Below are 26,008 nucleotides of genomic sequence, written 5' to 3'. Positions count from 1 at the left end.
AGACGTTGGACGTACGTCTGTAAACCGTGCGAGCCGCCCACCCCCTGGGGACGGGGACGGGCGGCAGGTTCTCGTGGCCTGGGGCCGGGTCAGTCGCCGTAGAGCCCGGACAGTGTGTCGGCGTACTTGTCCCGGATGACCCGGCGGCGCATCTTCAGCGACGGCGTCAGTTCACCGGTCAGCGGGCCCCACTCCTCGGTGAGCACTTCGTACCGCTTGACCTGCTCGGTGCGGTTGAGCCGGGAGTTGGCGGCGGCCACCGCGCGGTCGATCTCCGCCCGGACGTCGGGGTGTTCGGCCAGCGCGGCCGGACTCCCCTGCGCCGCGACGCCGTTGGCGGCGGCCCAGGCCGGGGCGGCTTCCGGGTCGAGGACCAGCAGGGCGACCAGGTAGGAGTGGTTGTCGCCGTGCACCAGCGCCTGGCCGATCAGCGGGTGTTCCTTGAGCGCGTTCTCCACCAGGGCCGGCGAGACGTTCTTGCCGGTGGAGGTGATGATCATCTCCTTCTTGCGGTCGGTGAGCCAGAGGTAGCCGTCCCCATCGACCCGGCCGATGTCGCCGGTGGCCAGCCAGCCGTCGCCGTCCAGGGCGGACCGCACCGAGCCGTCCGGCCGCAGGTAGCCGGAGAAGACGGAGGAGCCCCGCACCAGGATCTCGCCGTCCTCGGCGATCCGAATGTCCACGGACTCCACGGGGCGTCCCACCGAACCGAGCCGGAATCCGGCTTTCGGGCTGTTGCCGGTGGCGACTCCGGTGGTCTCGGTCAGTCCCCAGGCGTCCATGATGACGATGCCGAAACCGGCCCAGAACCGCACCACGTCGATCGGCATGGGCGCCGACGCGCTGGCCGACCAGGTCACCCTGTCCAGTCCGCCCGCGGCCAGCAGGGGCAGCAGGACGTCCTCGCGGGCGCGGGCGTAGCGCTCCTCGAGTTCGGCGGGCGGCGCATCCCCCCGTTCGCGGAACTCGACGTGCTCGCGGGCCACCGTGAACGCCCGGTCGATGACCACGCGTTCCTCGGCCGGCAACAGCGACAGCACGGCCCGTACGGCGGCGGACAGCTTCTCCCAGACCCTCGGCACACCGAAGAACTGCGCGGGCCGCACCTTGCGCACCACCTCGCCGACGCGTGTCGGATCGGCGCAGAGGTACACGTGCGAGGCACGGTGGCAGGGCAGATAGATGCCCAGCATCCGCTCGGCGATATGGGCGAAGGGCAGGTAGCAGATGTGCTCGACGTGCGGGGGCAGCTCCACGACGGCGTCGAGCGCGAGGGCGTTGGACATCACCTGGCGGTGGGTCAGGACGACGCCCTTGGGCTCACCGGTGGTGCCGGAGGTGTAGACGACGGTCAGCGGGTCGTCGGGGCGGGCGGCATCCAGTTCCTTGCCGACGTGTTCCGGCAGCGGCTCGTGGAGCAGGGCGGCGTACGGGAGGTGGCCGCCCTCGGCGCCGTCCTCGGCCACCACCAGCCGCTCCAGCGGGGTGTCCGGGTCGGCGAGCAGCGGCTCCCACACGGCGACCTGCGCGGCGCCTTCCACGACGGCGAGGCGGGCGCGGCAGTTGCGGGCGATGTGGGTGATCTGTTCGGGGGCCGCGGTGCCGTAGACGCTGACGGGGATCGCGCCGAGCCGGACCAGTGCCAGGTCCGACAGCCAGTGTTCGGGCCGGTTGGACATCATCAGCAGGACGTGGTCGCCGCGTTCGACGCCGAGGGCCCGGAGGCCGGCGGCGAGGTTGGCGGTGCGTTCGTGGACCTCTGTCCAGGTGAGCGTGGTCCAGGTGCCGTCGGGGTCCTTCGACTGCCAGGAGAGGGCGGGGAGTCGGGGGAACTCGCGTGCGTTGCGGGCGAGGAGCTGCGGCAGGGTGGGGGTGTCGGGCAGGTCGCCGGTGGCGCCTGGTGCTGATGTCATCGGGGCCTCCTTGCGGGTGTCGTAGGGGTACATCGGGGAGACCGGGGGGAGCGGCCCGGCGTTTGCGGGGTGCCGCTGCGCCCGCCCGTGCGATGAGGTCGGGCAGTCGCCCAGTGGTGTGGCTGGGCGGGGGTGGGGTGCGCGGCCCGGCGTTTGCGGGGTGCCGTCGCGCCCACCCGCGCCGCCCCAGCGGCACGACTGCCCGCGGAGTGTGAGGAGGGCGGGGAAGCCGCAGCGACTGCCCGCGGATCGGTGGATGTGCCGCGACGGCGTCCAGCGAGTCGATGAACGCGGCGTTCATGGTGTTGGTGGACTGGCCGGGGGCGTCGAGGACGAGGGTGACGACGTGGTCGTCGGACTCTTCCCAGCGGATGGTGGCGCTCTCGGTCATGGCGAGGTCTCCGTGAGTGAGGTGGCGGCTCGCCGGCGGCTCAGAGGCGTTCGACGACGGTGGCGATGCCCATGCCACCGCCGACACACAGGGTCGCCAGCCCGTACCGCTGGTCACGGCGCTCCAGTTCGTCCACGAGGGTGCCGAGGATCATCGCGCCGGTGGCGCCGAGGGGGTGGCCGAGCGCGATGGCGCCGCCGTTGACGTTGACCCGGTCGAGCGTCAGCGCCATGTCCTCGACATAGCGCAGGACGACGGCGGCGAAGGCCTCGTTGATCTCGACGAGGTCGATGTCGTCGATGGTGAGTCCGGCCTTGGCAAGCGTCTTGCGGGTGGCGGGGGCGGGCCCGGTCAGCATGATGGTGGGGTCGGCTCCGGAGACCGCGGCGGAGACGATCCGGGCCCGCGGGGCCAGGCCGTGGCGCTCGCCGGCCTCCTCGCTGCCGATGGCGACCAGGGCGGCGCCGTCGACGATGCCGGAGGAGTTGCCCGCGTGGTGGACGTGGTCGATCCGCTCCACCCAGTGGTACTTCTGCAGCGCCACGGCGTCGAATCCCGCCGACTGGCCGGCCTGGGCGAAGGAGGGCTTCAGCCCGGCCAGGCTCTCCGTCGTCGTCCCGGGCCGCATGTGCTCGTCCCGGTCGAGGACGAGCAGCCCGTTACGGTCCCGCACGGGGACGACGGAGCGGTCGAAGCGGCCGTCCTTCCACGCGGCGGCGGCCCGTTCCTGGGAGAGCGCGGCATAGGAGTCGACGTCGTGCCGGGAGAAGCCCTCCAGGGTGGCGATCAGGTCGGCTCCGATACCCTGCGGGACGAATCCGGTGGCGTGATTGGTGCGCGGGTCCAGCGCCCAGGCGCCGCCGTCGCTGCCCATCGGGACCCGCGACATGGACTCCACGCCGCCCGCCAGGATCAGGTCCTCCCAGCCCGAACGGACTTTCATCGCGGCCATGTTGACGGCTTCCAGGCCGGAGGCACAGAAGCGGTTCTCCTGTACGCCCGCCACCGTGTCGGGCAGACCCGCGAGAACGGCGGCGGTGCGGGCGATGTCGGCACCCTGGTCGCCGAGGGGACTGACCACACCGAGGACGATGTCGTCGACGGCCGCCGGGTCGAGGTCCGGGAAGCGGTGGAGGGTCTCGTGGATCAGGCCGACGACCAGATCGACCGGCTTCGTCGCGTGCAGGGCCCCGTTGGCCTTGCCGCGACCGCGCGGGGTGCGGATCGCGTCGTACACGTACGCTTCGGTGCTCACCTTGGATGCCTTCCGTATCGGTCTGGGGGAGGCCGCGCGAACGCGACACGCGTGCGGTGGAGGGATGCCGGGCGGTGCTCAGCGCAGCAGCGAGCGGCCGATGATCTCCTTCATGATCTCGGTGGTGCCGCCGTAGACGGTCTGGACACGGCTGTCGAGGAATGCCCTGGCGACCCGGTACTCGGTCATGTAGCCGTATCCGCCGTGTAGTTGAAGGCAGCGGTCGACGACGCGCTTCTGCAGTTCGGTGGCCCACCACTTGGCCATCGAGGCGTGCACGGCGTCGAGCCGGCCCTCGCTGTGGTCGGTGACGCAGCGGTCGACGAAGGTGCGGGTGACCGCGGTCTCGGTGGCCATCTCGGCGATCTCGAACCGGATGTGCTGCAGCCGGGCCAGTGGCCGTCCGAAGGCCTCGCGCTCCTTCACATACCGTGTGGTGACGTCCAGGATGTCCTCGGCCGCCGCGGCGGCGCCGACGGCGATGGCCAGCCGCTCCTGGGCGAGGTTGCCCATGAGGTGGGCGAACGCCTGGTTCTCGGCGCCGAGCAGGTTCTCCTTGGGAACGCGTGCGTCGTGGAAGAACAGCTCTGCGGTGTCCTGGGCCTTCTGGCCGATCTTGTCCAGGTTGCGGCCGCGTTCGAAGCCTTCCGTGCCGCGCTCGACGACGAGGAGGCTCTGCCCGCCGCTGCCACCCTCGGGGGTGGTGCGGGCGACCACGACGACGAGGTCGGCGAGGATGCCGTTGGAGATGAAGGTCTTGGCGCCGTTGAGCAGATAGTGGTCGCCCCGGTCGGTGGCGGTGGTGCGGATGCCCTGGAGGTCGGAGCCGGCGCCGGGTTCCGTCATGGCGATGGCGGTGACGAGGTCGCCGGAGACGAAGCCGGGCAGCCAGCGCCGCTTCTGCTCCTCGGTGGCCAGCCGGGTCAGATACGGGCCGACGATGTCGTTGTGCAGGCTCAGGGCGAGTCCCGAGGCGCCGGCGCGGGCGAACTCCTCGATCAGGACGGCGCTGTAGCGGAAGTCGCCGGTGCCGCCTCCGCCGTACTCCTCGCCGACGGCCATGCCGAGCAGGCCCTGGCGGCCGGCGGAGCGCCACACCTCGCGGTCGACGACTCCGGCCTTCTCCCAGCGTTCGTGGTGCGGGGCCACCTCTTTGGCGAGGAAGGTGCGCACCGTGTCGCGGAACGCCTCGTGGTCGGGGCCGTACAGGTCTCGTTCCAGGGTCACAGCCAGCTCCTCACGCGTTCGATCAGGCGGGCGGGGTCGGGGCCGACGGGGGTGACGTTGAGCATGGTCACGCCCGCCTCGCGGAAGACCTCGACACGGTCGCGGACATGACCCTCGGGGCCGGCCAGGCACAGGAGTTGCAGCAGTTCGGCGGGTACTGCGGCCTCCGCGTCCTTCTTGCGGCCCGCCAGGTAGTGCTCCTGGATCGTGGCGGCGGCCGACTCGTAGCCGTAGGCGCAGACCAGGTCGTGGTAGAAGTTGCGGCCGGGGGCGCCCATGCCGCCGACGTACAGGGCGACGGTGGGGCGCATCAGGTCGTGGACGGCCTCGGCGTCGTCGCCGACGGCGAGCAGGCCGCCCGCGACGACGGACAGGGGTCCGAGCGCGGGGTCGCGCCGGGCGGTGCCCTCGGCGAGCGGTTCGCCCCAGACCTTGGCCGCGTGCTCGGGGACGTAGAGGAACGGCAGCCAGCCGTCGGCGAGTTCGGCGGTCATCCGGACGTTGGCCGGACCGAGCGCGGCGACGTGTACGGGGATGGTGTCGCGGACCGGGTGGTTGAGCAGCTTCAGCGGTTTGCCGAGGGTGCCGCCCTTGTCGGCCGGCAGGGGCAGCTCGGTGATGCCGTGGTGTTCGATCACCTCGCGCCGCCAGATCCGCCGGGACAGCTCGATCACCTCGCGGGTACGGCCGAGCGGCCTGTCGTAGCGGCGGCCGTGCCAGCCCTCGACGACCTGGGGTCCGGAGGCGCCGACGCCGAGGATGGCCCGGCCGCCGGTGAGGGCGTCGAGTCCGGCGGCGGTCTGGGCGATCAGTGCGGGGGTGCGCGAGTAGACGTTGAGGATGGCCGAGCCGATCCGCATCCGCTCGGTCTTCGCCGCGAGGTAGCCCATGATCGTCGGGGAGTCGAAGCCGTAGGCCTCGGCCACCCATACGGCGTCGAGTCCCGCGGACTCCAGGGCGGCGGCCCGGTCCGCGGCGGTGCGCGGGTCGGCGGCGTACGTCAGGGGTGTGGACAGTTCCATCAGCGGTGGTCCTTCAGCAGTTCGGGCACGTCCCAGTCGTGGGCGACGTCGGGGGTGTGCGCACCGGGGACGGCCGGGGGGAGCCGGAGGGTGCCGGGGGTGTCGGAGAAACGGGGGGCGGGGGCGGGCTGGGTGACGCCGTACGCCTCGGTGTAGGTGCCCCGTCCGGTGAGGTGGGGGTGGTCCGCCGCCTCGCGCAGGGAGAGGACGGGGGCGACACAGGCGTCGGTGCCTTCGAAGACCGACGTCCATCGCGTCCGGGTGGCGGTCTTGAACCGGCGGGTGAACAGGGACCGCAGTTCCGGCCAGTTGCGCGGATCGGTGCGGTCGGGCAGGGTCTCGCCGTCCAGGCCGAGCAGGGCGACGAACACCGCGTAGAACTGTGGTTCCAGGGCGCCGACCGCCATCCAGCCACCGTCGGCCGTCTCGTAGACGCCGTAGTGGGGGCAACCGCCGTCGAGCAGATTACGGCCCCGGGCGTCCTGCCAGGTGCCTTCGGCGAGCATGCCCCAGAACATGCCGGTGAGGTGTGCGGTGCCGTCCACGATCGCGGCGTCCACCACCTGGCCGCGCCCGGTGACACGGGCGGTGAGCAGCGCGGCGAGGACACCGGTGGTCAGATAGAGGGAGCCGCCCGCGTAGTCACCGAGCAGATTGACCGGGACGGCGGGTGGTCCGTCCGGGGCGCCGATCATGGACAGGGCGCCGGCGGTGGCGATGTAGCCGATGTCGTGTCCCGCCAGGGCGGCGAGGGGGCCGCTCTGGCCCCAGCCGGTCATCCGGCCGTACACCAGCGCGGGGTTGGCGGACATGCACGCGTCGGGACCGACACCGAGCCGCTCCGCGACACCGGGCCGGTAGCCCTCCACCAGGATTTCCGCGCGCGCCGCCAGCGCCCTTACGGTTTCCGGCCCTTCGGGTGACTTGAGGTCGATCATGACGGAGCGCTTGTTGCGGTTGGTCATGTCGTGGACGGGATCGCCGCGCAGCGGGGACGGGCCGGGGCGGTCCACGCGCACCACGTCCGCGCCCAGATCGGCGAGCAGCATCGCGGCGAAGGGTCCGGGACCGATCCCCGCCAGTTCGACCACGCGCACGCCGTCCAGCGGGCCCGCCACGCCGTGGTGAGGAGGTTCGGTGGGGCGCCGGCTCATGAATTCCTCTCTCGGTGCACGGCGGACTCGCTGCCGCCGACCGGGGACCTACTGAGCGTTCGCTAAAACGTAGAAGCGAGCGGACGAACGGTCAACTCTTCGCGCACCACTTGTTATTACGGGCCCGTACGGGGAGAGTGACGCGAGATCGACCGCCAGGCATCAATCCCTACTGAACGAACGCTAAGCCGCTGGGTGGAGGTGCGGCGGGGTCGCGGCCGTACGATGGCGCCGATCGCCACCCGTCCCGAGGAGAGTCGTTGAACGCCGTGCCGAGCCAGGACAGCACACCCGCAGCGGAGCACTGGCGCGCCTATGGACCACTCGATCTGCACCCGATCCTGATGCGTGCCATGGAGGCGTTCAACGAGCAGGGCTATCACGGCACTTCGGTCCGGGACATCGCCGGCCGGGTGGGCGTCACCGTGCCCGCGCTGTACTACCACTACGCGAACAAGCAGGCTCTGCTGGCCACTTTGCTGGAGACGTCCATCAAGGACGTCCTGGACCGCTGCCGGGCCGCGGCGCGGGAGGCCGGGGACGATCCGCTGGCGCGGTTCTGCGGCATGGTCGAGTCGATCGTGCTGTACATGACCCACCGTCGCCAACTGGCTTTCCTGGACTCCGAGATCCGCAGTCTGGAGCCCGAGAACCGGGCGCGCTACGTCGCGTTGCGGGACTATCTCGAGCACATGCTGCTGGACACGGTCGAGGCAGGGCGCGCCGAGGGGGTGTTCACCACCCCGATCCCGGCCGACGCGGTGCGCTCGGTGCTCGTGATGTGCCAGGGGGTGGCCAACTGGTTCCGCGACGAGGGCCCGCTCACCGCGGAGGAGGTCGCCGGGCGCCATGTGCTGCTGAGCCTCGGAACCGTGGGTCACCCCGGCGCGGTCACCGGTGACCTCCCGCTCGGGTTCTCCAGGATCCCGGCATCCCGGGGTCCGGCTCCGCGGGGCGCCCGGTGAACCGTCCCGCCGCATTCCGACGTCACGTTTCCACGAGAGGACACCCGTATGGACGTGCTCGAGGCCCGCGCCCGGTTCCAGGAGCTCCGGGAGACCGACGGTCCCGTCGATTTCAGCGAACTCGACAAGATCTGGGCGGCGTTGGCCGCCGTCCGCCCCGAGGACATCCTCGGTGAGTGGAAGGGCGGCGAGTTCGAGACCGGTCATCCGCTCAACGGCATGCTGGCGAAGGCCCGTTGGTACGGCAAGACATTCGTCTCCGTGCACGACGTCAAGCCGCTGATGTGCCGGGACGAGCAGGGCGGGCTGTACTCCGACCAGGAGCTCGGCAAGGGTGAGGCCAGCCTGTGGACCGTGGAGTTCCGGGGCGAGACGACGGCGACCATGGTCTATGACGGCCAGCCGGTCTTCGACCACTTCAAGCGGGTGGACGACGCCACCCTGATGGGGATCATGAACGCCAAGGGGGTCCCGCCGGAGGGCCCTTTCTACTACTTCTTCCTCGAGCGCGTCCCCGAAACCCCGGCCGCGCACGCCCAGGAACCCGCGTGAGACGGATCCGTGCCGCGGTCGCCGAGGCGCCGGGCGCCCCGTTCGCCCTCCGGGGCGCGGACCTCGAGGAGCCACGGCCGTCCGAGGTGCTGGTGAGGATGGAGGCGGCGGGTCTCTGCCACACCGACCTGGCGATGCGGGACACCTGGCCCCGAAAGCTCACCCCGATGGTTTTCGGCCACGAGGGCGCCGGACGGGTCGAGGCGGTGGGCGCGGAGGTGACCTCTGTGACGGCCGGCGACCGTGTCTGTCTCACCTTCGCCAGCTGCGGCGCCTGCGACCAGTGCGTCGCGGACCATCCGGCCTACTGCAGGGCCGCGCGGGCCCGGAACCTCTCCGGTGGGCGGCACGACGGCACCACGCCGCTCTCCCTGGACGGGGCGCCGCTGCACGCCGGCTTCTTCGGCCAGTCCAGCTTCGCCACGTACGCCGTCGTCCATGAACGCGGTGTGGTCAGGGTTCCCTCCGATCTGCCGTCGGCGGTCGTGGCGCCGCTGGGCTGCAGCGGCCAGACGGGCGCGGGCGCCGTGCTCAACCGGCTGCGACCGGCACCGGGCTCCTCGCTGGTGGTCCTGGGCGCGGGCGGGGTCGGGCTCAGCGCGCTGATGGCCGCGGTGGCCGTGGGCTGCGATCCTGTGGTGGCCGTCGACCCGGTCGCCTCACGCCGTGCCCTGGCCGTGGAACTCGGCGCCAGAACGGCCCTGGCTCCCGCGGAGGGACTGGTGGCGGCGCTGCGCGACCTCACCGGCGGTGGCGCCCATCATGTCGTCGAGACCACCGGCCGTCCGGAGACGGCCCGCCGGGCCGTCTCCGCGCTGCGTCCGCGCGGTGAGATCGTCCTGCTCGGCCTCGGCGGTGAGGTGACGTTCGACGTGATGGGCCTGCTCTCCAAGGGCGTTCACATCCACGGGGTGATCGAGGGCGACTCCGACCCCGGCCGCTTCCTTCCCGAGCTGATCGGCCTGCACCGGCGCGGGCTCTTCCCGATCGGGCGGCTGGTCACCACGTTCCCGTTCGAGGACATCGGCGCGGCCGTGGCCGCCATGGCGGACGGCAGCGCGGTCAAACCGGTCCTCACCTTCGTCTGACGCCCCCGCTCTCCCGCCCGGCGCGGTCGGCATCGGAGGAGGGCGGGAGCGCTGACAGCGTGTGATTGACTGACCGCATGGCTCCCGCCTCCCCGCCCGCCCGTTCGGCCGGTGCCGCCCGTCCCCCCGCGGCCACCCGGCCCCGCAACCGCAAGCAGCTCATCGTCGACGCGGCCGGGCGGGTCTTCAGCGAGCGCGGCTACCACAAGGCGTCCATGGAGGAGGTAGCCGGCGGTGTGGGCATCACCGCGACGGCGCTGTACCGGCACTTCCCGAACAAGTACGCCCTGTTCGCCGCGTGCGCCCACCTCATGGTGGACGGGCTGGTGGCCGCGCTCGACGAGGTGCCGTCCGAGGCACCCTTGGCGGAGGTCCTCACCGCCATCACCCGCGTCACCATCGCCCATCGCGCGTCGGGCGGCGTGTACCGGTGGGAGGCGCGGTACCTCGAGCGTGAGGACCGCCGGCGGCTCGGGACGAAGTTCCGCCGCCTCGTCGAACGGGTCGACGAGGCCGTGCAGCGCGAACGCTCCCTGCCCGACGAGCGGTTGCGGGCCATGGCGGCCCTCGGCGCGATCGGTTCCATCACGATGCACCACACCTCCATCGCCCAGCGCCGGGCCGAGGAACTCCTGGTGGCGTCCGCGCTGCGGGTGGCCGCGACCGATCCGGCGGCGGGCAGGACGGCCGCGCACCCCGTCGAGCTGCCGGCGCGGCCGGTACCGCGGACGCGACGCGCGGAGATCCTCGCGGCCTCCGTCCCGCTGTTCGCCCGGGACGGATTCGCCAATGTCACGAACGGCCAGATCGCCGAAGCGGTGGGACTGACCCCTTCCGCGCTCTACCGCCACTACCCCGGCAAGATCGACATTCTGGCGGCGGCCTGCCTCCAGGCGGCGGGACTGCTGGCGCAGGGCGCGGAGCAGAGTCTGCGCGAGGTGGCCGCCGATCCGCACGACGCGGTCGTCGCGCTGGCGGCGACGTATGTGGCCTACAGCTTCGAGTACACCGAGCTCAACAGTGTCGCCGAGGCAGAGCTGGCCGGTCTGCCGGCCGAGCTGCGGCGGCCCGTGGTCCTCGCCCAGCGCGAGCACATCGCCGTCTGGGAACAGCAGTTGCGGCTGGCCCGTCCCGAACTCGACCCGCGCCAGGCCCGGGTACTGGTGCACGCCGGGTTCGGTGTGGTGGTCGAGGCGGGGCGCCGGCTGCGCTGGCGGGACGGCGCCGGGCATCGCGAGGCCGTGACGGCGCTGGTCGTGGGGGCGTTGGGGCTGTAGGGGGTGTCAGACACCCCCGGGGCCGAGCCCCGCTGGGCGGAGTCCCGCGTCTCGGCCGTGCTCCGGGGTCCCCCTGATCGCGGGCCCTGAGCCTCGTACCGGCTGTACGTGACTCAGGGCACCGGCGCGGCGAGCGGGGGCACCTGCGGCGCCCCTTCGGGGCTCTGCTTCGCGTCGTGTCGCGCGCCGGGCAGTGCGGGGCCCCGGTGCTCAGCCCGGCCTGTTGCCGGTGGGGATGGTGATCGGGGTGGTGGCCCCGGAGGAACCCTTGTTGAGGAACAGCATGGCCAGGGCGCGTATGAACTGGTCGAACATGTAGAAGGTGCCCGGCATGACGGGCGACAGCCCCTCGCGGAACAGGATGAACGCGGGCCACACGGTGCGGACGAGGGCCGCCGCCGCGTAGTCGCGCCTCAGGCCCAGCCAGTCGCCGACCTCGTCGCTCAGGACGTAGCGGACGAACTCGTTGAGGAACCCGCGTGTGACGCCGAGGTCGATCTGCGCGGTGAGGCCCAGCAGTTCCTCGGCCAGGGCGATGCCCTCGGTCGACGGGGTGAGGATCGGGGTGAGCACCCGCGCCGACTGTGCCTCCGCCTCCGCCCAGGTCCGGGGGATGTGTTCGTACGGCACCCCGAGCAGGTTGACGGCGACCTGCCACGAGTGCAGGAACGCCTCCTGGTCCGCCGCCGGGTACGGGATCCTCCAGTCGAGCAGCTTCCGGTGCACGAAGGTGCCGAGGCTGTGGAAGGTGACGAGGATGTCGGCGGCGCTGATCGGGATGGTCTCGTCGGCGACCGCCTTCCAGTGCGGCGACTGCGGCAGCAGATGACGTACGGCGGCGTGCACCACACGCGTCTTGTTGGCGGTGACGACGAACTGTCCCGTCGGCTCGAAGGCACCCCGCTGGGACAGGTCGTAGCCGAACGTGAACGTCTTGGCCGCGCGGTCCTGCATGTCGGCGCCGCCCGCGGACCAGTAGACGCTCTTGGCCTCGCGGGGGATGACGGTGCTCATGATGCCGCTGCCGAGGCCGTACAGCATGAACAGGTACGTGTCCTTGCGCCGGTTGAAGTCGGCGGCGCGGGCCAGCTTGGCGGGGTCGGCCCAGGAGGGCATCCGGTTGACCTGCCGCAGATAGGCGGCGAACTCGGCGGGCAGGCCGCTGGGCAGCGGGTCGTTGTTGTCCACCCACGACGCCCACGCGGTGTTGATCGCCGGCACGTGTCCCCCGTCGATCATCGACGCCATCAGGGGGTCCGCGGCGTCGTCCCAGATCCACTCCGGGCCGGTCCCCGGGGCGGCCCCGTTCGCCGATCCCGTCGACGCCCACGCGGGGACAGGACTGGCCACGCTCACGAGACCGAGCGCGACGCCCAGTGACAGCGCCTTTCGCCTGCTGAGGTTCTCCATTGACTTACCTGCTTCCCTGATGGGCCGGTTGGTGCCAGATTCCTTCGCAGACTTGCTGGTTGCACGACCGGACTGTGGTGATCCCTGCCGCACGGATGTGATTTTCGATTAACATAGCGAGGTGTGTCGCCGTCGGCAATGGGGGCGGCCGAGGGCTCGCGCCCCCTCGCGCCGCGCACGCTCCGGCCGCCCGGCTCGCGGCCGTGCCACCCCTTGTTGCGCAAACTCTTGACAACGATGTCAGGACCGTGATCTAGTCCGCTTCCGTCCGGGAACCGCTGCTCGTGCGACCGATCCAAGGTGCCCCTCCGTCCGTCGCTCGGTGATCACCGCTCGTGTCGCGCAGCACATGAGCGGCGAGGAACAGGAGACCGTTTCCATGCACAGACCTCTGCGCCGATGGCGCGCCCGCGCCTCGACCGCCCTCGCCGCACTGCTCGTCGCGGGCGGCGCCCTGGTCCCGGCGCCGGCCCTCGCGGCGGCCGACGACCAGCTCACCTCGCGGGTCAACCCGTTCATCGGCACACAGAACTTCGGCAACACCTTCCCCGGCGCGAGTGCCCCCTTCGGCATGGTGCAGGTCAGCCCGGACACCGGCGGCCAGGGCGGCTACGACTACCAGCAGGACAGGATCCACGGTTTCAGCCAGACCCATCTCTCCGGCGTCGGCTGCTCCGTGATGGGCGAGCTGCCGCTGATGCCGACGACGGGGGCGGTCGACAGTGTCGACCCCGACGGCTACCGCTCCACGTACTCGCACGACGACGAGGACGCCGAACCCGGCTACTACCGCGTCGGACTGAAGACGTACGGCATCGACGCCGAGCTGACCGCCACGCCCCGCACGGGCTGGCAGCGCTACACCTTCCCCTCGACCGACCGTGCCAACGTCCTGTTCAACACGGGCAGGGCCAACCAGCGGGTGTACGACTCGGAGGTGCATGTCGTCGGCGACCGGACCGTCGAGGGCCGGGTCGAGGCGGGCAACTTCTGCGCCGGCAGGGACCGGCACACCGTCTACTTCACGGCCACCTTCGACCGGCCGTTCACCACGCACGGCACCTGGCGGGGCTCCACCCCCGCACCCGGTGAGCGGGACGCGGCCGGTGAGGGCGGCAACGGTGCCTGGGTGACCTTCGACGCCGGCACCGACCGCGACGTGGTCGTCAAGGTGGGGCTCTCCTACACGGGTATCGAGGGCGCCCGGAAGAACCTGACGGCGGAAACGGACGACTCGTACGACTTCGACGCCACCCGCGCGGCCCTGCACGCCACCTGGGAGCGGCAGTTGGCCGCCGTCAGGATCGACGGAGGGTCCGCCGAGCGGCAGCGCGCGTTCTACACGGCCCTCTACCACGCGCAGCTGCATCCGAACATCGCCGGGGACGTCGACGGCCGGTACGCGGGCTTCGACGGGAAGACCCATACCGCGTCCGGGTTCACGCCGTACCAGAACCTGTCGCTGTGGGACACCCACCGGCCGCAGAACCAGCTGCTGCAGATGCTGCAGCCGAAGGTCGCCCGCGATGTCGCACTGTCGGTCGTCGCGATCGGCCGGGACGGCGGCTGGCTGCCGCGCTGGTCGCTCGCCAACAGCGAGACCAACATCATGACCGGCGATCCGGTGACCCCGTTCCTGGTCGAGGCGTGGTCCAAGGGCCTGCTCGCGGGATACGAGAAGGAGGCGTACGCCCTCCTGAGGAAGAACGCGCTCGAAACGCCGCCGGACGACTCGCCCTACAACGGCCGTGCGGGAGTGGCCGCTTATCAGGAGCGCGGCTACATACCGAGCGGGCTGGAGCCGGGGAAGGACTGCCCGGACAAGGGTGGTGACAACGACTGCCGTCATCCCGCCTCGGCGACCCTGGAGTACGCGGCGGCGGACGCGTCGCTGGCGCTGATGGCCAAGGGGCTGGGGCACTCCGCGGACGCCCGGCTGTTCGCGGCACGCGGCCAGTGGTACCGGAATCTGTGGGACTCGTCCCTCCAGCAGTTCCGGCCGCGTACGGTCGAGGGCACCTGGCTGACGCCCTACGATCCCGTCGAGGCGGGCCACCAGTTCCATGAGGGCGGCGCCTACCAGTACCAGTGGCTGGTCCCCCAGGACCCGGCCGGTCTGGTGTCCCTGATGGGAGGCAGGCAGGCGACGGAGAAGCGGCTCGACGCCTTCTTCGCGTACGACAAGCTGCTCGGGGACCCCGCCGGTACCGCTCGCGAGGAGTGGATCTCGGCACCGTACGACTACTACGGGAAACCGACCTACAACCCGAACAACGAGCCCGATCTGCACTCCCCCTACATGTACTTGTGGGCCGGCGCACCCGCCAAGACCGCCACCGTGGTCCGGGCCGCGATGACGCTCTTCACCGATGGGTCCGACGGCATGACCGGCAATGACGACCTGGGGACCATGTCGGCCTGGTACGTCTTCTCCTCCCTCGGTCTGTACCCGACGACGAACGGCGGCGACTTCCTCGCCGTCTCCAGCCCGCAGTTCCCCTCGGCGGTCATCCGCATCGGTGACTACGGGAAGCGGCAGGGCGGCACTCTGACCGTGCGGGCGCCGGGCACGAGCGACACCGAACGCTATGTGAAGCGGGCGGAGTTCGACGGGAAGAACCTGCGCAGGACCTGGCTGGACTGGGACGCGGTCGCCAAGGGCGGAACCCTCGCCTTCGAGATGAGCGGCAAGCCGTCGGCATGGGGTACGGGCGAAGCGGCGGAGCCGCCGTCGGTGAACCGTGCGACGGCCGACTCCCGGCGGCACCTCGACGCGTCGCTGCGTACCGCTTCCGACGTCCTGCCGACGGCGGACCGCGCGCAGAGCGTCCGGCTGAAGCTGGACGTGCTGGGCCAGTCCCCCGGCACGCTGCGGGTCGGCGTGGAGGCGAAGGCGCCCGGCGGCTGGAAGGTGAAGGCCTCGAAGCCGTTCTCGCTCGCGTCCCATCGGCTCCCGGTCCAGCGGACCGCGACGGTCGACGTGACCGTGCCGGCCGGCACCGCGCCGGGTTCGTACACCGTGCGGATCGCGGCGGACGCGAAGGGCGTGAAGGGCGTGGAGCGGGTCGCCACCATCGAGGTGCGCGACGCGGCCCACTGTGCGGCGGACACCGACGGGCAGTGCGCCGTCGACCTCGGCAAGGAGCTGAACCACGACGGCACCGCGACCGTCGCGGCGTCCGGCGAGGGCGACTTCGACGGCGGGGGCTGGAGCTACGACGGTGATCTGCTGCCCGCGGCGGGTCCGGTCGTCTGGGACGGCGTGACCTACGACGCCCCCGTTCCGTCCGGCACGGCCCCGAACTTCGTCGAGGCCCGTGGTCAGGCCATGCTGCTCCCGGCCGGCTCCTACGGCACGCTGCGCCTGGTCGGCGCGTCCCACCACGGCCCGGTGACGACGACGCTCACCGTCCGCTACACCGACGGCACCACCGCCGAACTGCCGGTCACCGTGGGCGACTGGGCCGGCTCGACACCGCAGGGCGGCTCCGTGGCGCTGGAGATGCCGCACCGCATCAAGAGCGGACAGGGCGTGGACGGGCCGCCGGTACGCCTGTTCGGCTCCTCGGCGGACCTCGACGCGTCGAAGACGGTTCGGTCCGTCGGCCTGCAGAACGATCCCCGGGTGCAGATCTACGCGATCACGCTCCGGTAGGGGTTTCGTACGTCCGTCGGGGCTCCGGGAGTTCGCCGGGTGGCAGCGTGACCATACTGGTCGGGCTGACGCCCGGTGCCTCCCGGCTCGCCGGGGCGGGCAACGGGTGTCCGCCGTCTGCGTCGCTCAGTCCGCGGGTCCGGACCCGCGCAGCAGCCACTGCCCGAACGTCCGGCGCGGGGGTCGCACCACGACCGTGCCGTGGGCCTTCTGGCCGACCAGTTCCACGCGCAGCCTGGACGGGGCGGCCGGGGACGTACGCTCCCGGCGGTCCTTGAGCTTGCAGTGGACCAGGGCCAAGCCGTCGACATCGACCTCGACGCCCGGCGCCGTGACAAGGGTCAGGGTCCTCCCCGTCATGGCCACCTCGATCCGCACGGTGTCCTGAGTGATCACGGCCTCGGTGAAGTCGAGCGTCACGTCGCACCATGTCACGGCGAGTTCCATCCGTCGCGGCAGCACCCATCGGCCCGTCCGCTCCACCGAGCCGCTGAACACCTGCTCGATCCGCACGAAGTCCTTGGCCTCCGCCGCCGTACCCTCCACTGCGGCCGGCAAGTCGGTGGTGAGCAGGGCCAGTTCGCTCAGCGTCCGCGCCGACAGGGCCGATTCCAGGCGCTCGTCCAATTCGTCCGCGGTCAGGAGGCCGTCCCCCGCCGCGACACGGAGTACGTCCACCACCCGGTCCCGGTCCGCGTGGGAGGCCCGCAGCCCGGGCGACGAGCCCGTGCCGGAAGGCGGTTCCGTGGGCGAGATCTCTTCGGGCATGCTTCCGTCCTGGTCCGGTCGAGCCCGGCCGCGCGAGGGGTTTCGCGCGAGGGGAAGACCTACGCTATAGCGCGTCACGGATTCCGTTCGGACTCCGTGAGGGAGAAAAGACGGTGACCGTCCCGGGGGTGTGCGCGATCATGTCCGGATGCGGTCCCTTTTCCTCGGCATTCCCGAGCTGGCCGAACCCCCGTCCGTGGCGGTCGTGATCGACGTCATGCGTGCGTACACGGTGGCGGCCTGGGCCTTTGCCCGGGGAGCGGAAGAGATCGTGCTCGCCGGGTCGTCGGACGAGGCTCTGGCGCTCAAGGCCCGCCACCCCGACTGGGTGGCGCTCAAGGACGGTGCGCCCGCGCCCGGTTTCGACACGGTCAACTCGCCGGCACTGCTGCGGACTTACGACCTCGGCGGACGGACCGTGGTGCAGAAGACGACGGCGGGGACGGTCGGCGCCCTCGCGGTCAGGGAGGCGTCGCTGGTGCTGTGCGCCGGTTTCGTGGTGGCGGAGGCGACGGCCCGGCTCCTGCGGGCACGCGGGTGCGACAGCGTCACGTTCGTGGTCACCGGGGAGGACGGGCGCGCCGACGAGGACCTGGCGTGCGCCCAGTACATCGCGCGGAGGGCCGCCGGGGCCGAGACGGACCCCGCCGGCTTCCTCGACCGCGCGGCCGCCTCACGCGCCGCCGCCGAACTGGCCCAGGGCGTACGCCGGGGAGCCCACCCCGACGACGTCGCCCTCTGCCTCGAACTCGACCGCTTCCCCTTCGCCATGGTGGCGACCGAGGCGGACTCCCTCATGGTCCTCCGCCCGTACACCGCGCCTTCACCGGCCGACGAGACCTTCGACTGATCGCCCGCGAGGGGGCCGAGGGCCGTCCCGGACCGCACGTCTTGCTCAGCGGTCCCAGCGGCCTCGGCAGGGGGAGCGCGCGCGGAGCGACGCGCCTTTCCCCCGGAAAAATCATGATGAAGTCCCTTACAGCCGAGCTCTTTCGGCCTCTAGGGTTATCGACCGACGAATCACGAATCGGGGGGAATCATGCCTTTCGCTGAGGTAATGAGCCTTCTGGCCCAGGGCAACACCGTGCGCAGGGTGATCACCCACACCGCGATGTCACGGGCCCTCTCGGCGGCCGGCATGGACGCCGCGAACCTGGCACTCGAACGCGCCAGGAGCGCGAACTCGCCGGACTCGTTCATCCACTCCGCGGCCACGCACCTGGAAGGGGCCATCAGCAGTCAGGTCGCGCAGATGAGCGCACAGCGCTACAAGGGCTATATACGGCCCCACAAGTACGAGTGGGAGATGCACCGGCTCTGGGAGCTCACGTACTTGCTCGCGACCTGCTACGCGGCCCTGGACGAGCATGGCCAGGTGTCCTCGTGCATGGACCACGCCTGGCGGGAAAGCGTGAAACTGGACGTCGACAACGACGGCGACGGTTCGGGCGGATTCTGGGTTCTCTTCACCGGATACATCTTCAACCCGTTGACGTGGTTCGACAAAGCGGTGGGAGAGGAGGCGCCGTTTCCGGACCCTGAGGGCGTGTGCGGCGCGCTGGGCGTCGCTTGGCGCCGCCCGAGCTGACTCGAGGGCCCGGCGCGGGCAGCGCCCGGGAGGCGCTGCCCGATTCCCGCGGTCCCCGTTCAGACGACGATCTTGCGGGGGTTGAAGTTGCCGCCCGGGTCCGCGGCGGCGAGGAGGCCGGAGAGGACCGTGACGCCCTGCGGGGAGATGTCCTGCTCCAGCCAGGGCGCGTGTTCCAGGCCCACGCCGTGGTGGTGCGAGAGTGTGCCGCCCGCGTCGATGAACGCCTGCTGGATCGCGCGCTTGACGGTGTCGTACTCACCGAGCGGATCGTCGCCGAAGACGAACGCGAAGGTGAAGTAGAGGCAGGCGCCGGAGTGGTACGAGTGGGAGAGGTGGGACATGATCCAGCCTCGGCGGCCGATCCTCCCGAAAGCGTCATGGGCCGCCCGGTACGCCTCCGCGTGCACCTGCCGCAGCTTCGACCAGGGAGCGGCGGTCTCGCTGACATCGCCCGCGGCACCGCGGTCGAGCAGGAAGTCCCGGATGTAGGGCGTGTCGAACTTCTTCTGGTCGTACAGCGCGCCGGGACCCTTGCCGACGCCGAGACCGTGGTGTCCGCGTACGATCCGGTCGACGATCGCCTTCTGCCGCTTCGCGTGCGCCGCGCCGCCCTCGAACCCGATGAAGGACAGGCACATCTCGTCCAGGTTCCAGCCGCGCTTCCTCAGGAAGGCCATGAGGCCGGCCTGGGCCGTCTTGGCGATGCCCTTGGCCTCCTTGCCGGTCGCCAGGGAGAAGCCCGTCTCGTTGGCGTCGGAGATACGGGTGACCGAGGGCGCGGCGTCGCTCTCGGCGATCTCCCGCATCGCGGCGAGGCCGTGGTCGAGGTTCTTGAAGAAGTAGGCGTAGATGTCCCGCTTCTCGGGGAGCCGGTGGACCTGCGCGGTGACCTCGGTGATGACACCGAGACGGCCCTCCGAGCCGACGACCATCTCCCGTACGCTCGGTCCGGTCGACGCGCTCGGCACGGGCCGGATCACCAGGACGCCGCCGGGCCGTACGACACGCAGCCCCCTGACGATGTCCGCGATGTCGCCGTACTTGTCCGACTGCATGCCGGACGAGCGTGTGGCCACCCATCCGCCCAGCGTCGAGTGGGTGAACGAGTCGGGGAAGTGGCCCAGGGTCCACCCTGCCTCGTTCAGCTGGGCCTCCAGGTCGGGCCCGAGCGCTCCCGCCTGGATGCGTGCCGTACCGGAGTCCGTGTCGATGTCCAGCACCCGGCGGAGCCGCCCGAGGTCGAGCGAGACGACCACCCGGTCCTCGTCGGCGTGCGGTTCGAGACTGCCCGCGATGTTGCTGCCACCGCCGAACGGGATGATCACGGCGTCCAGGTCGACGGCCGTGTCGACGACTGCCCGGACCTCCGCCTCGTCGGCCGGATAGACGACCACGTCCGGCGTGCGGGCGATCTCACCGGCCCGGACACGGACCAGGTCGCGCAGGCTCTTGCCGTAGGTGTGGACGATGCGCGCCATGTCGTCGACGGCCACGTTCCCGTCGCCGACGATCTCGCCGAGGGCGTCGACGAACTTCTCCGGCGCCCGCGAATCCGGGACCTTCAGGTCCGCGAAGTCGGGACGCGCGGTGCTCGCGGCCTGCCGCAGATCCAGGCCGATGGCCTTCTCCACGAACGGTGCGAACGCCGGCTTGTCCTCGTGGTGGAAGCCGACGCCCTCGACGCCCCAGCCCCACCACTTCATGTGCTTCACATCGACGGTGCCGGCTGCGCTGGCGGGAGCGGTCACGGACGTTCTCCTTCGGTTGTCGGTACGTGGGACGGGGCGGGGGCCGGGCCGAGAACGCGCTCGGTGTTCTCCTCCAGGAGCTTGACCACGGCCGCGCGGATGCGTGCGGTGAACTCGTGTGTCGACTCCCCCGGATGGGCGATGAGGGGGTGACCGAAGGCGACACCGACCGGCGGCCGGCCCTTCCTGGGCCAGTTCGCTCCACGTGGGTGGGCCGCGTAGGCGCCGATCACCGCCACGGGGAGCACCGGCAGCCCGGCCGACGAGGCGAGCGCCGCGGCCCCCGGCTTGAACGCGCCGAGCGATCCGTCGCGTGAGCGTGTCCCCTCGGGGAAGATCAGGATCGGCACCCGCCGGTGGAGCAGTGACTTGGCGCTCACGCGGCGCGGGTTGGTTCCGGTGCGGTCGACCGGGAAGGCGTTGCAGAACAGCGCGGTGAGGCCGCGTCGCCACCACACGTCGAAGAAGTAGTCGGCGGCGGCGCCCACGGCGAGATGGCGTGCCAGCGGGCGGGGCAACGCGCCCATGATGAGCGGTGTGTCGAGGTGCGAGCTGTGATTGGCGACCACCACGAAGGCGCCGCCCCTGACGTCCTTCAGACACTCGCGTCCGGATACGGTGACCCTGGTCACGTTCCAGACGACAGCTTTCAGCAGCCCCCGCTGCGCGACGAAACGTGCCGCGGCGTGTGAGCGTGAGGTGTACCGGTCGCGCATGGTGTTCCGTTCGTTCCGCCGAGGGCCGCGGGGCGCGCAGAGGGGCCCGGAGCTGCGGTTCTTCCTCGTCCTTCGGGGTGAGTCACGGTCGGGTGGGCCGTACGGCGTCGTACCCTCCGTTGTCACACGGTGTCTCCGGAGGAGATTCCGCGCCGGTCCATGGACGTCTCGACTATGCGCAGCCCTTCCATGCCCGGAAGCTTCGCTATGTGCGCGTCGATGTCGCGGACGAGTTTGCGGCCCTCGGCCCCGGCGAAGAGATGCGTCATCACATGGGTGACCTCGCTCTCCGGCATGACACCCGAACCCACCGGCCCCCAGGCCTTCTCGAGCGCCAGCCGGGCCACGATCCGGGCCTTCCTGCTCGCCTCGAGCCGTTCCCGGGCCTGGGACGCGTAGAACGCGACGTGCTTGGTCTCCTGCTGCGCGATGCGCTTCAGCAGCGGTGCGAGCACCGGATGCCTCTCCAGCGCCGCGAGCCTGTGGTAGGCGGCGGTCGCCGACCACTCGTTGGCCGCGCCCCACGCCATGTGCACGGCGACGAAGTCGTGGCCGACGAGCCGGCTCGTCACCGTCTGCTTCACCGTGCCGAGCCGGTCCTTCCAGCCGAGCTTGAGGCGGGTCGCCTTCAGCTCGTCGAAGTCGACGCGGACACCGTGCCGTTCGAGTACGGCGGCGAGCGCCTCCCCGTGCCAGAACTCCTCACGGTTCCACATCGTCATGAAGGCGCCCACCGCGGGTTCGTTGTGGGACGGGGTCGTCAGCAGATCCCGCAGATAGCAGACCGTGTGATATTCGATGTCGCACATGTAGCGCAGGGTGCGCAGGGTCGACTCGGGCAGCGGGTCGCGCTCGAACGCGTCGAAGTCGAGGTCGGCCCACTGCACGCCGGTGGAGTTCTTCGTGTATTTGTCGATGTCGAAGGCCATCAGCCGCTCGTCTCGTCGGTGGGTGCCGGAAGTGCCGCCCGCGCCGCGATGACCTCGCGGCGGGCCGCCGCACCGCCTCTCCTCCAGCGGTGGACGTCCCAGCTCCTGCTGTGGGCCTCGCGGGCCAGTCCGGCGTCGGGGTTGACCGCCGAGGGCCGGCCCAGCAGTGCCAGCCAGGACAGGTCGGAGTGACTGTCGCCGTAGCCGTAGGACGCCGTGAGGTCGTAGCCGCCCCGCTCGGCGTACCGCTGGAGCCAGGCGGCCCTCGCCTCGTCGACCAGCGGCGGCTTGGCGAGGTAGCCGGTGAGCGTCCCGTCCCGCGTGTGCATGGAGCTGCCGACGACCTCGTCGAACAGTCCGGCGAGCGGTGCGGCGAGCAGGGCGATGGAGCCGGTCACCAGAACGGTGCGATGACCGGCCGCGCGGTGCTCGAGGACTCGTGCCACGGCCTCCGCGCTGGTGTGCCGCAGCATCGTGTCGGCGTAGCCCCGCCCCGCCGCGCTCTCCAGACGAGTCAGGGGCATACCGCGGTAGCGGCGCAGGAAGGCCCGGATGAACTCGCCGCGGTCGCGCTTCTCGGCGCGCAGATAGCCGGGCACCGAGGTGAGCAGGTCCACGGCCTCTCTGGGCCAGGCGGTCCCGCGGACGCCGCAGGAGCGCACCCACAGGTACTGCTCGACGATGTTGGAGTCGACGACGGTCCGTTCGAGGTCGAAGACGGCGAGCACGTCCGTGCGCCGGGGCAGTTCGCGCTTCGGCCGGACGCGGGAGGCCGCGGCCGCGGCCTTGCGCCGGCGGTGGGCGGCGGTCAGTTCGTCGAGCGCGGGGAGGTGCACCTTCTGCAGGTACTCCTCCCAGTCGATGCGCTCCACGTCGAAGCCCCGGTCCTCGCGCACCCCGGCGGGGAGGGCGTCGTTGAGCGCCCGGCAGTTGCGGTCGTCGAAGACGATCTCGGTGCGCGCGTACGCCCGGTAGAGGTCGGTGAAGTTGCGCAGGGTGGCCACGCCGGCGCGCAGTTTGGCGGTCTGTGCCGCCAGGGCGTGTCTGCGCTCGTTGTTCGGCAGCAGCCGCAGGGCGGCCTCCTGGAGGTCGGCCCGTCTCTCCGCCAGTGCGAGACCCCGGTTGAATCTGCCCTCGCCCGCGAACTTCCAGGTCGGCACCTTGACGAAACCGTCGCCCTTGGGCAGCGGGTTCTGGGTGTAGTAGTCGCGTACGTTCTCGTACATGCGGTGGAACGGCAGCGGGTTCGACGCGCCCGAGGCGATGTGGAAGTACCGGGGCTCGTCGGCGGGCCCCGGGTTGGCCGCCGCGGCGAGGATGGCGTTGACGACGAAGTCGACGGGGATGACGTCGAGGATCGAGTCGGGCAGTCCGGGGAACTCCGGCAACTCCCCACGGCCGTAGGCGAAGATCAGCGGGTCGGCGACCTTGAAACCGTCGATCCAGCCCGGGAAGGGGTGCTCCAGGGCGCTCTCGATGACCGCCGGGCGGACCACGGACAGCCGGTGTCCGGCCTCGCCCCACAGCTGTTCGGCGGCCCGTTCGGCAAGCGCCTTCGTCAGGGTGTAGACGTCGGTCCAGCCCAGGCTCTGGGCGCGGCGCCGGCCGGCGTCGACGAGCCGGGAGCGGACCCACTCGCGCCGGGCGCTCTCACTGGCGCGGGCCGCCGCGATCGGGCCCTCCTTGCCGTGGCTGCCGCGTGCGCGGGAGATGAACCGCTCCAGCATCTCGGGTTCTCGCGAAGCGAGTTCGACGCCCTCGTGGGCCTTCGTCGCGGCGCTCCATTCGGCGCGCCAGTCGGCGTCGTGGTCGAGCCTGGCCTCGGACACGACGCCGCGCCGCAGCCCTCCGACGTAGCAGGTCGACACGTGGACGACGTGCGGGTCCGATCCGGCGGCGCGCAGGGCCTCGTAGAGGTTCACGGCGCCGTTGACGTTGGTGTCGAAGGCCTCGTGGATGGGCGGGTCGAAGGAGACCGTGGACGCCGAGTGGATGACGACATCGAGGCGGGAGGGCAGTTCGGGCAGGTCGGTGAGGCTGCCGTCCAGCACGGTGACCCGTTCGCGGACGATACGGCCCGCCTCCTCGGCGCCCACCTCGTCGCGCCAGCGGTCGAACACCGGCTTGCGCAGCAGGTGCCGGAGACGGTCCTGTCCGCTCTGACTGCCCTTTCCGCGTACGAGAAGCCGGATGTGCGTGGCGGGGTGGTCGCGGAGCAGTCGCTCCAGGACGGCCTGGCCGACGAATCCGGTCGCGCCGGTCAGCAGGACGTGCGCCTCGCCGAGTTCGGACTTCGCGCTCTGCAGTATCACGAAAGGGGCCTCGATTCCATGGTGGACACGGCACCGGGTGTGATGCCGAAGAGCGCGGGGGCGGAGCCCGGCACGGTCCGGGACGGGACCGCGGCGGGCCGGCCCGTGGTACAGAAGCGCGAGGTCAGACAGTGGCACATGGTGTTCCGTCCGAACCGTCGGGATCCGGCACGTTCCCTCCTCGCCTGGGCACCCGAACACGGGCACCATGATCGCTTGCATCCGATTTCTCACGGTACGCCGGGAATCTTCCGCCAGTTCACTTCACTCGACCCTGGTGACAAGACACCGCGCGTATCTGTGACAACTCCCTGACCGGTCCCGTGGATACGCCTCAGTCCGCTCCGGACTTCCCGCCGTGCGGCGCCGGAAGCAGCCTCGACTCCACGGTGGCCGCCACCCCGGCGCCGATGCCGGGGAGGGCGGCGATCCGGTCGCGTATGCGGCGTGCCTGTGCCCGTCCGTCCCCGTCGCCGAAGACCTGGCGTTCGAAGAAGGCGCGCTCGTGGTGGGACCGGTCGACCGCACCGAGTGGCCAGGCCGTACGCCGGAGAGCGCGACGGGTGACGCGCTGGGCGCGTACGGAGTGGGTGAGCAGGCGCTCCGCCTCCTCGGCGAGGAAGCGGATGTGGCGCTTCTTGGTCTCGATCAGGGGGTCGACGATCGACTCCATGGCCGGGGACGCCCCCGCGAGACGCCGATAGGCGGCCTGGCCGATCCACTCGTCCACCAGACCGGTCGTCATGTGTTCGGCGACGATCCGCGTACCGGTGATGCCGGCGACGACGGAACGTCTGATCGGGCCGCGGCGCTCACGGCGCTCCGCCCGGACCCGTCGGGCCGGTCCCACGGTGGCGGGAAGGTTCCGGGCGGCGGGTGAGGCGTCCAGCACCGTGTCAAGGGCATCGGCGATCCAGTACCTCTCGAACATCCATGTGGTGAGAAACGCTGTGATGCGGGCGTCCTTGTGCGTGGCGGTGACAAGGAGGTCGCGCATCCGGTGCAGCGTGGCCCGTTCGCTGTCCCGCAGCGCGCGCAGGAGACGTGCCGAGTCGGCGCCCATCGGCTCCTCCACCAGGGACGCGAGGTCGATCGCGGAGCGGCGGCTGCCCTGTGCCGTACGGGCGAACTCACGTATGTCGAAGCTCGCCGGGCCGTCCTGTGGGTACATGTGTGCGCCTCCGGGGGACGGGCGGAAGGCTCGGCCCAACAGTGGGGAAGGTTGGCACTATCGTAGACAGCATGGGAGTCGCACTTGTGACAGGTGGTACGTCGGGCATCGGGGCCGCGTTCGCGCGCGCGCTGGCGGACCGGGGCTGGGATCTCGTCCTGGTCGCGCGCGACAGGGACCGGCTCGACCGTATGGCGGTCGAACTCGGGGCGCGTGGCCGTACCGTGGAGGTCCTCCCCGCGGATCTGTCCGACCGTACGGACGTCGAACGTGTCGCCGCCCGGCTGGAGGATTCCGGCCGTCCGGTCGACATGCTCGTGAACAACGCTGGTTTCGGTGTGCACGCACCGTTGGCATCGCCGGATACCACGGTGCACGACCGGGCGCTGGAGGTGATGGGGCGCACGGTGCTCGTCCTCTCCGGTGCCGCGGCGCGGGCCATGCGGGACCGGGGAGCGGGCGCCATCGTCAATGTGTCGAGCACGGCCGGTCATGTGACGATGGGCAGCTACTCGGCGGTCAAGGCCTTCGTGACCACGCTCACGGAGGGCCTGGCGAACGAGTTGCACGGAACGGGTGTCACCGTGACGGCGCTCTGTCCGGGCTGGGTCCGCACCGAGTTCCACGAGCGGGCCGGGATCCGCTCGTCGAGCATTCCGGGCTTCCTCTGGCTCGACGCCGACCGGCTGGTGGAGACGGGCCTGCGCGATGTGCGCCGGGGGCGGGTCATCTCTATGCCCAGCCTGCGGTACCGGGTGCTCATCTGGTTCACCCGTCATCTGCCGCGTAGCACGGTGCGGTGGATCTCACGGAGGATCTCGTCCGGCCGGAGCGACGGTCGCCGGCGCTGAGTGCGCTCTCACG

20 protein-coding genes are annotated in these 26,008 nt (G+C 71.1%); 8 read left to right on the top strand and 12 right to left on the bottom strand.

The features are described from left to right. Positions 1 to 89 precede the first annotated feature (89 nt). From ACGFR9_RS09505 to ACGFR9_RS09485, 5 genes are all read right to left on the bottom strand, one after another. Entirely contained in the window at positions 90 to 1,913 is a 1,824-nt protein-coding gene (locus tag ACGFR9_RS09505; RefSeq protein ID WP_393204751.1) for an AMP-dependent synthetase/ligase, read from the bottom strand. Between the two features lie 431 nt (positions 1,914 to 2,344). Next, positions 2,345 to 3,559, bottom strand: a complete 1,215-nt coding sequence (locus ACGFR9_RS09500) for an acetyl-CoA C-acetyltransferase (RefSeq protein WP_393204748.1) — start codon at positions 3,557 to 3,559, stop codon at positions 2,345 to 2,347. Positions 3,560 to 3,637: 78 nt separating this feature from the next. Next, positions 3,638 to 4,786, bottom strand: coding sequence for an acyl-CoA dehydrogenase family protein (locus ACGFR9_RS09495; RefSeq protein ID WP_393204745.1), 1,149 nt, complete (start codon positions 4,784 to 4,786; stop codon positions 3,638 to 3,640). Beyond that, positions 4,783 to 5,808 (bottom strand): LLM class F420-dependent oxidoreductase, encoded by a 1,026-nt coding sequence (locus ACGFR9_RS09490; RefSeq protein ID WP_393204742.1) that lies wholly within the window; start codon positions 5,806 to 5,808, stop codon positions 4,783 to 4,785. Before ACGFR9_RS09490 ends, ACGFR9_RS09495 begins: the two co-directional genes overlap by 4 nt. Beyond that, positions 5,808 to 6,962: a CaiB/BaiF CoA transferase family protein gene (locus ACGFR9_RS09485; RefSeq protein ID WP_393204739.1), complete on the bottom strand. Its 1,155-nt coding sequence runs from the start codon at positions 6,960 to 6,962 to the stop codon at positions 5,808 to 5,810. Before ACGFR9_RS09485 ends, ACGFR9_RS09490 begins: the two co-directional genes overlap by 1 nt. A 260-nt stretch (positions 6,963 to 7,222) precedes the next feature. Here ACGFR9_RS09485 and ACGFR9_RS09480 point away from each other — a divergent pair, with 260 nt between their 5' ends. From ACGFR9_RS09480 to ACGFR9_RS09465, 4 genes are all read left to right on the top strand, one after another. Continuing rightward, entirely contained in the window at positions 7,223 to 7,927 is a 705-nt protein-coding gene (locus ACGFR9_RS09480) for a TetR/AcrR family transcriptional regulator (RefSeq protein WP_393204736.1), read from the top strand. Between the two features lie 48 nt (positions 7,928 to 7,975). After that, positions 7,976 to 8,479 carry a DUF4334 domain-containing protein gene (locus tag ACGFR9_RS09475; RefSeq protein ID WP_393204734.1) on the top strand — a complete coding sequence of 168 codons (504 nt, stop codon included), beginning with the start codon at positions 7,976 to 7,978 and terminating at the stop codon, positions 8,477 to 8,479. Then, the gene (locus tag ACGFR9_RS09470; RefSeq protein ID WP_393204731.1) at positions 8,476 to 9,567 is read left to right on the top strand and encodes an NAD(P)-dependent alcohol dehydrogenase; all 1,092 of its coding nucleotides are present in this window, start codon (positions 8,476 to 8,478) and stop codon (positions 9,565 to 9,567) included. The genes ACGFR9_RS09475 and ACGFR9_RS09470 overlap by 4 nt, the downstream gene beginning before the upstream one ends. Positions 9,568 to 9,644: 77 nt before the next feature. After that, a complete protein-coding gene (locus tag ACGFR9_RS09465) occupies positions 9,645 to 10,844 on the top strand; it encodes a TetR/AcrR family transcriptional regulator (RefSeq protein ID WP_393204728.1) in 1,200 nt (399 codons plus the stop codon). Between the two features lie 210 nt (positions 10,845 to 11,054). Here the strand turns inward: ACGFR9_RS09465 and ACGFR9_RS09460 are convergent, their stop codons facing one another. After that, complete coding sequence (locus tag ACGFR9_RS09460) at positions 11,055 to 12,254, bottom strand: oxygenase MpaB family protein (RefSeq protein ID WP_393204725.1); 1,200 nt, start codon at positions 12,252 to 12,254, stop codon at positions 11,055 to 11,057. 379 nt (positions 12,255 to 12,633) lie between these two features. On the opposite strand from ACGFR9_RS09460, the gene ACGFR9_RS09455 reads away from it, so the two are divergent. Continuing rightward, complete coding sequence (locus ACGFR9_RS09455) at positions 12,634 to 15,909, top strand: GH92 family glycosyl hydrolase (RefSeq protein WP_393204722.1); 3,276 nt, start codon at positions 12,634 to 12,636, stop codon at positions 15,907 to 15,909. A 126-nt stretch (positions 15,910 to 16,035) separates the two neighbouring features. On the opposite strand, the gene ACGFR9_RS09450 is transcribed toward ACGFR9_RS09455, so the two are convergent. Then, positions 16,036 to 16,677 (bottom strand): DUF1707 domain-containing protein, encoded by a 642-nt coding sequence (locus ACGFR9_RS09450; protein ID WP_393204719.1) that lies wholly within the window; start codon positions 16,675 to 16,677, stop codon positions 16,036 to 16,038. Positions 16,678 to 16,825: 148 nt separating this feature from the next. On the opposite strand from ACGFR9_RS09450, the gene ACGFR9_RS09445 reads away from it, so the two are divergent. Further along, positions 16,826 to 17,527, top strand: coding sequence for a 2-phosphosulfolactate phosphatase (locus ACGFR9_RS09445; RefSeq protein WP_393204716.1), 702 nt, complete (start codon positions 16,826 to 16,828; stop codon positions 17,525 to 17,527). A gap of 207 nt (positions 17,528 to 17,734) precedes the next feature. After that, positions 17,735 to 18,265 carry a hypothetical protein gene (locus tag ACGFR9_RS09440; RefSeq protein WP_393204713.1) on the top strand — a complete coding sequence of 177 codons (531 nt, stop codon included), beginning with the start codon at positions 17,735 to 17,737 and terminating at the stop codon, positions 18,263 to 18,265. Between the two features lie 59 nt (positions 18,266 to 18,324). Here ACGFR9_RS09440 and ACGFR9_RS09435 read toward each other — a convergent pair whose 3' ends face one another. The 5 genes from ACGFR9_RS09435 to ACGFR9_RS09415 all read right to left on the bottom strand — a co-directional run bounded on the left by ACGFR9_RS09435 (position 18,325) and on the right by ACGFR9_RS09415 (position 25,144). Further along, positions 18,325 to 20,016, bottom strand: coding sequence for an FAD-binding oxidoreductase (locus ACGFR9_RS09435; RefSeq protein ID WP_393204710.1), 1,692 nt, complete (start codon positions 20,014 to 20,016; stop codon positions 18,325 to 18,327). Then, entirely contained in the window at positions 20,013 to 20,732 is a 720-nt protein-coding gene (locus tag ACGFR9_RS09430; protein WP_393204707.1) for a lysophospholipid acyltransferase family protein, read from the bottom strand. The genes ACGFR9_RS09435 and ACGFR9_RS09430 overlap by 4 nt, the downstream gene beginning before the upstream one ends. A gap of 122 nt (positions 20,733 to 20,854) precedes the next feature. Further along, positions 20,855 to 21,661 (bottom strand): ferritin-like domain-containing protein, encoded by an 807-nt coding sequence (locus ACGFR9_RS09425; protein WP_393204704.1) that lies wholly within the window; start codon positions 21,659 to 21,661, stop codon positions 20,855 to 20,857. Then, complete coding sequence (locus ACGFR9_RS09420; protein WP_393204701.1) at positions 21,661 to 23,973, bottom strand: SDR family oxidoreductase; 2,313 nt, start codon at positions 23,971 to 23,973, stop codon at positions 21,661 to 21,663. Before ACGFR9_RS09420 ends, ACGFR9_RS09425 begins: the two co-directional genes overlap by 1 nt. A gap of 334 nt (positions 23,974 to 24,307) precedes the next feature. Beyond that, complete coding sequence (locus ACGFR9_RS09415) at positions 24,308 to 25,144, bottom strand: hypothetical protein (RefSeq protein ID WP_393204698.1); 837 nt, start codon at positions 25,142 to 25,144, stop codon at positions 24,308 to 24,310. Between the two features lie 71 nt (positions 25,145 to 25,215). On the opposite strand from ACGFR9_RS09415, the gene ACGFR9_RS09410 reads away from it, so the two are divergent. Continuing rightward, on the top strand, positions 25,216 to 25,995 hold the full coding sequence (locus ACGFR9_RS09410; protein ID WP_393204695.1) for an SDR family NAD(P)-dependent oxidoreductase: 780 nt from the start codon (positions 25,216 to 25,218) through the stop codon (positions 25,993 to 25,995). Positions 25,996 to 26,008 lie beyond the last annotated feature (13 nt).

This window comes from Streptomyces sp. NPDC048584 (assembly GCF_043199595.1).
GTDB classification, from domain to species: domain Bacteria; phylum Actinomycetota; class Actinomycetes; order Streptomycetales; family Streptomycetaceae; genus Streptomyces; species Streptomyces edwardsiae.
Note: the sequence above shows the minus strand (reverse complement) of the source record. Positions and strands in the feature narration are given on the sequence as shown.

What these genes read in the sequence shown, in the direction of transcription:
- ACGFR9_RS09505 (WP_393204751.1), bottom strand. Translation starts at nt 1,913, where the DNA reads ATGACATCAGCACCAGGCGCCACCGGCGACCTGCCCGACACCCCCACC.
- ACGFR9_RS09490 (WP_393204742.1), bottom strand. Translation starts at nt 5,808, where the DNA reads ATGGAACTGTCCACACCCCTGACGTACGCCGCCGACCCGCGCACCGCC.
- ACGFR9_RS09485 (WP_393204739.1), bottom strand. Translation starts at nt 6,962, where the DNA reads ATGAGCCGGCGCCCCACCGAACCTCCTCACCACGGCGTGGCGGGCCCG.
- ACGFR9_RS09475 (WP_393204734.1), top strand. Translation starts at nt 7,976, where the DNA reads ATGGACGTGCTCGAGGCCCGCGCCCGGTTCCAGGAGCTCCGGGAGACC.
- ACGFR9_RS09465 (WP_393204728.1), top strand. Translation starts at nt 9,645, where the DNA reads ATGGCTCCCGCCTCCCCGCCCGCCCGTTCGGCCGGTGCCGCCCGTCCC.
- ACGFR9_RS09460 (WP_393204725.1), bottom strand. Translation starts at nt 12,254, where the DNA reads ATGGAGAACCTCAGCAGGCGAAAGGCGCTGTCACTGGGCGTCGCGCTC.
- ACGFR9_RS09455 (WP_393204722.1), top strand. Translation starts at nt 12,634, where the DNA reads ATGCACAGACCTCTGCGCCGATGGCGCGCCCGCGCCTCGACCGCCCTC.
- ACGFR9_RS09450 (WP_393204719.1), bottom strand. Translation starts at nt 16,677, where the DNA reads ATGCCCGAAGAGATCTCGCCCACGGAACCGCCTTCCGGCACGGGCTCG.
- ACGFR9_RS09445 (WP_393204716.1), top strand. Translation starts at nt 16,826, where the DNA reads ATGCGGTCCCTTTTCCTCGGCATTCCCGAGCTGGCCGAACCCCCGTCC.
- ACGFR9_RS09440 (WP_393204713.1), top strand. Translation starts at nt 17,735, where the DNA reads ATGAGCCTTCTGGCCCAGGGCAACACCGTGCGCAGGGTGATCACCCAC.
- ACGFR9_RS09430 (WP_393204707.1), bottom strand. Translation starts at nt 20,732, where the DNA reads ATGCGCGACCGGTACACCTCACGCTCACACGCCGCGGCACGTTTCGTC.
- ACGFR9_RS09425 (WP_393204704.1), bottom strand. Translation starts at nt 21,661, where the DNA reads ATGGCCTTCGACATCGACAAATACACGAAGAACTCCACCGGCGTGCAG.
- ACGFR9_RS09415 (WP_393204698.1), bottom strand. Translation starts at nt 25,144, where the DNA reads ATGTACCCACAGGACGGCCCGGCGAGCTTCGACATACGTGAGTTCGCC.
- ACGFR9_RS09410 (WP_393204695.1), top strand. Translation starts at nt 25,216, where the DNA reads ATGGGAGTCGCACTTGTGACAGGTGGTACGTCGGGCATCGGGGCCGCG.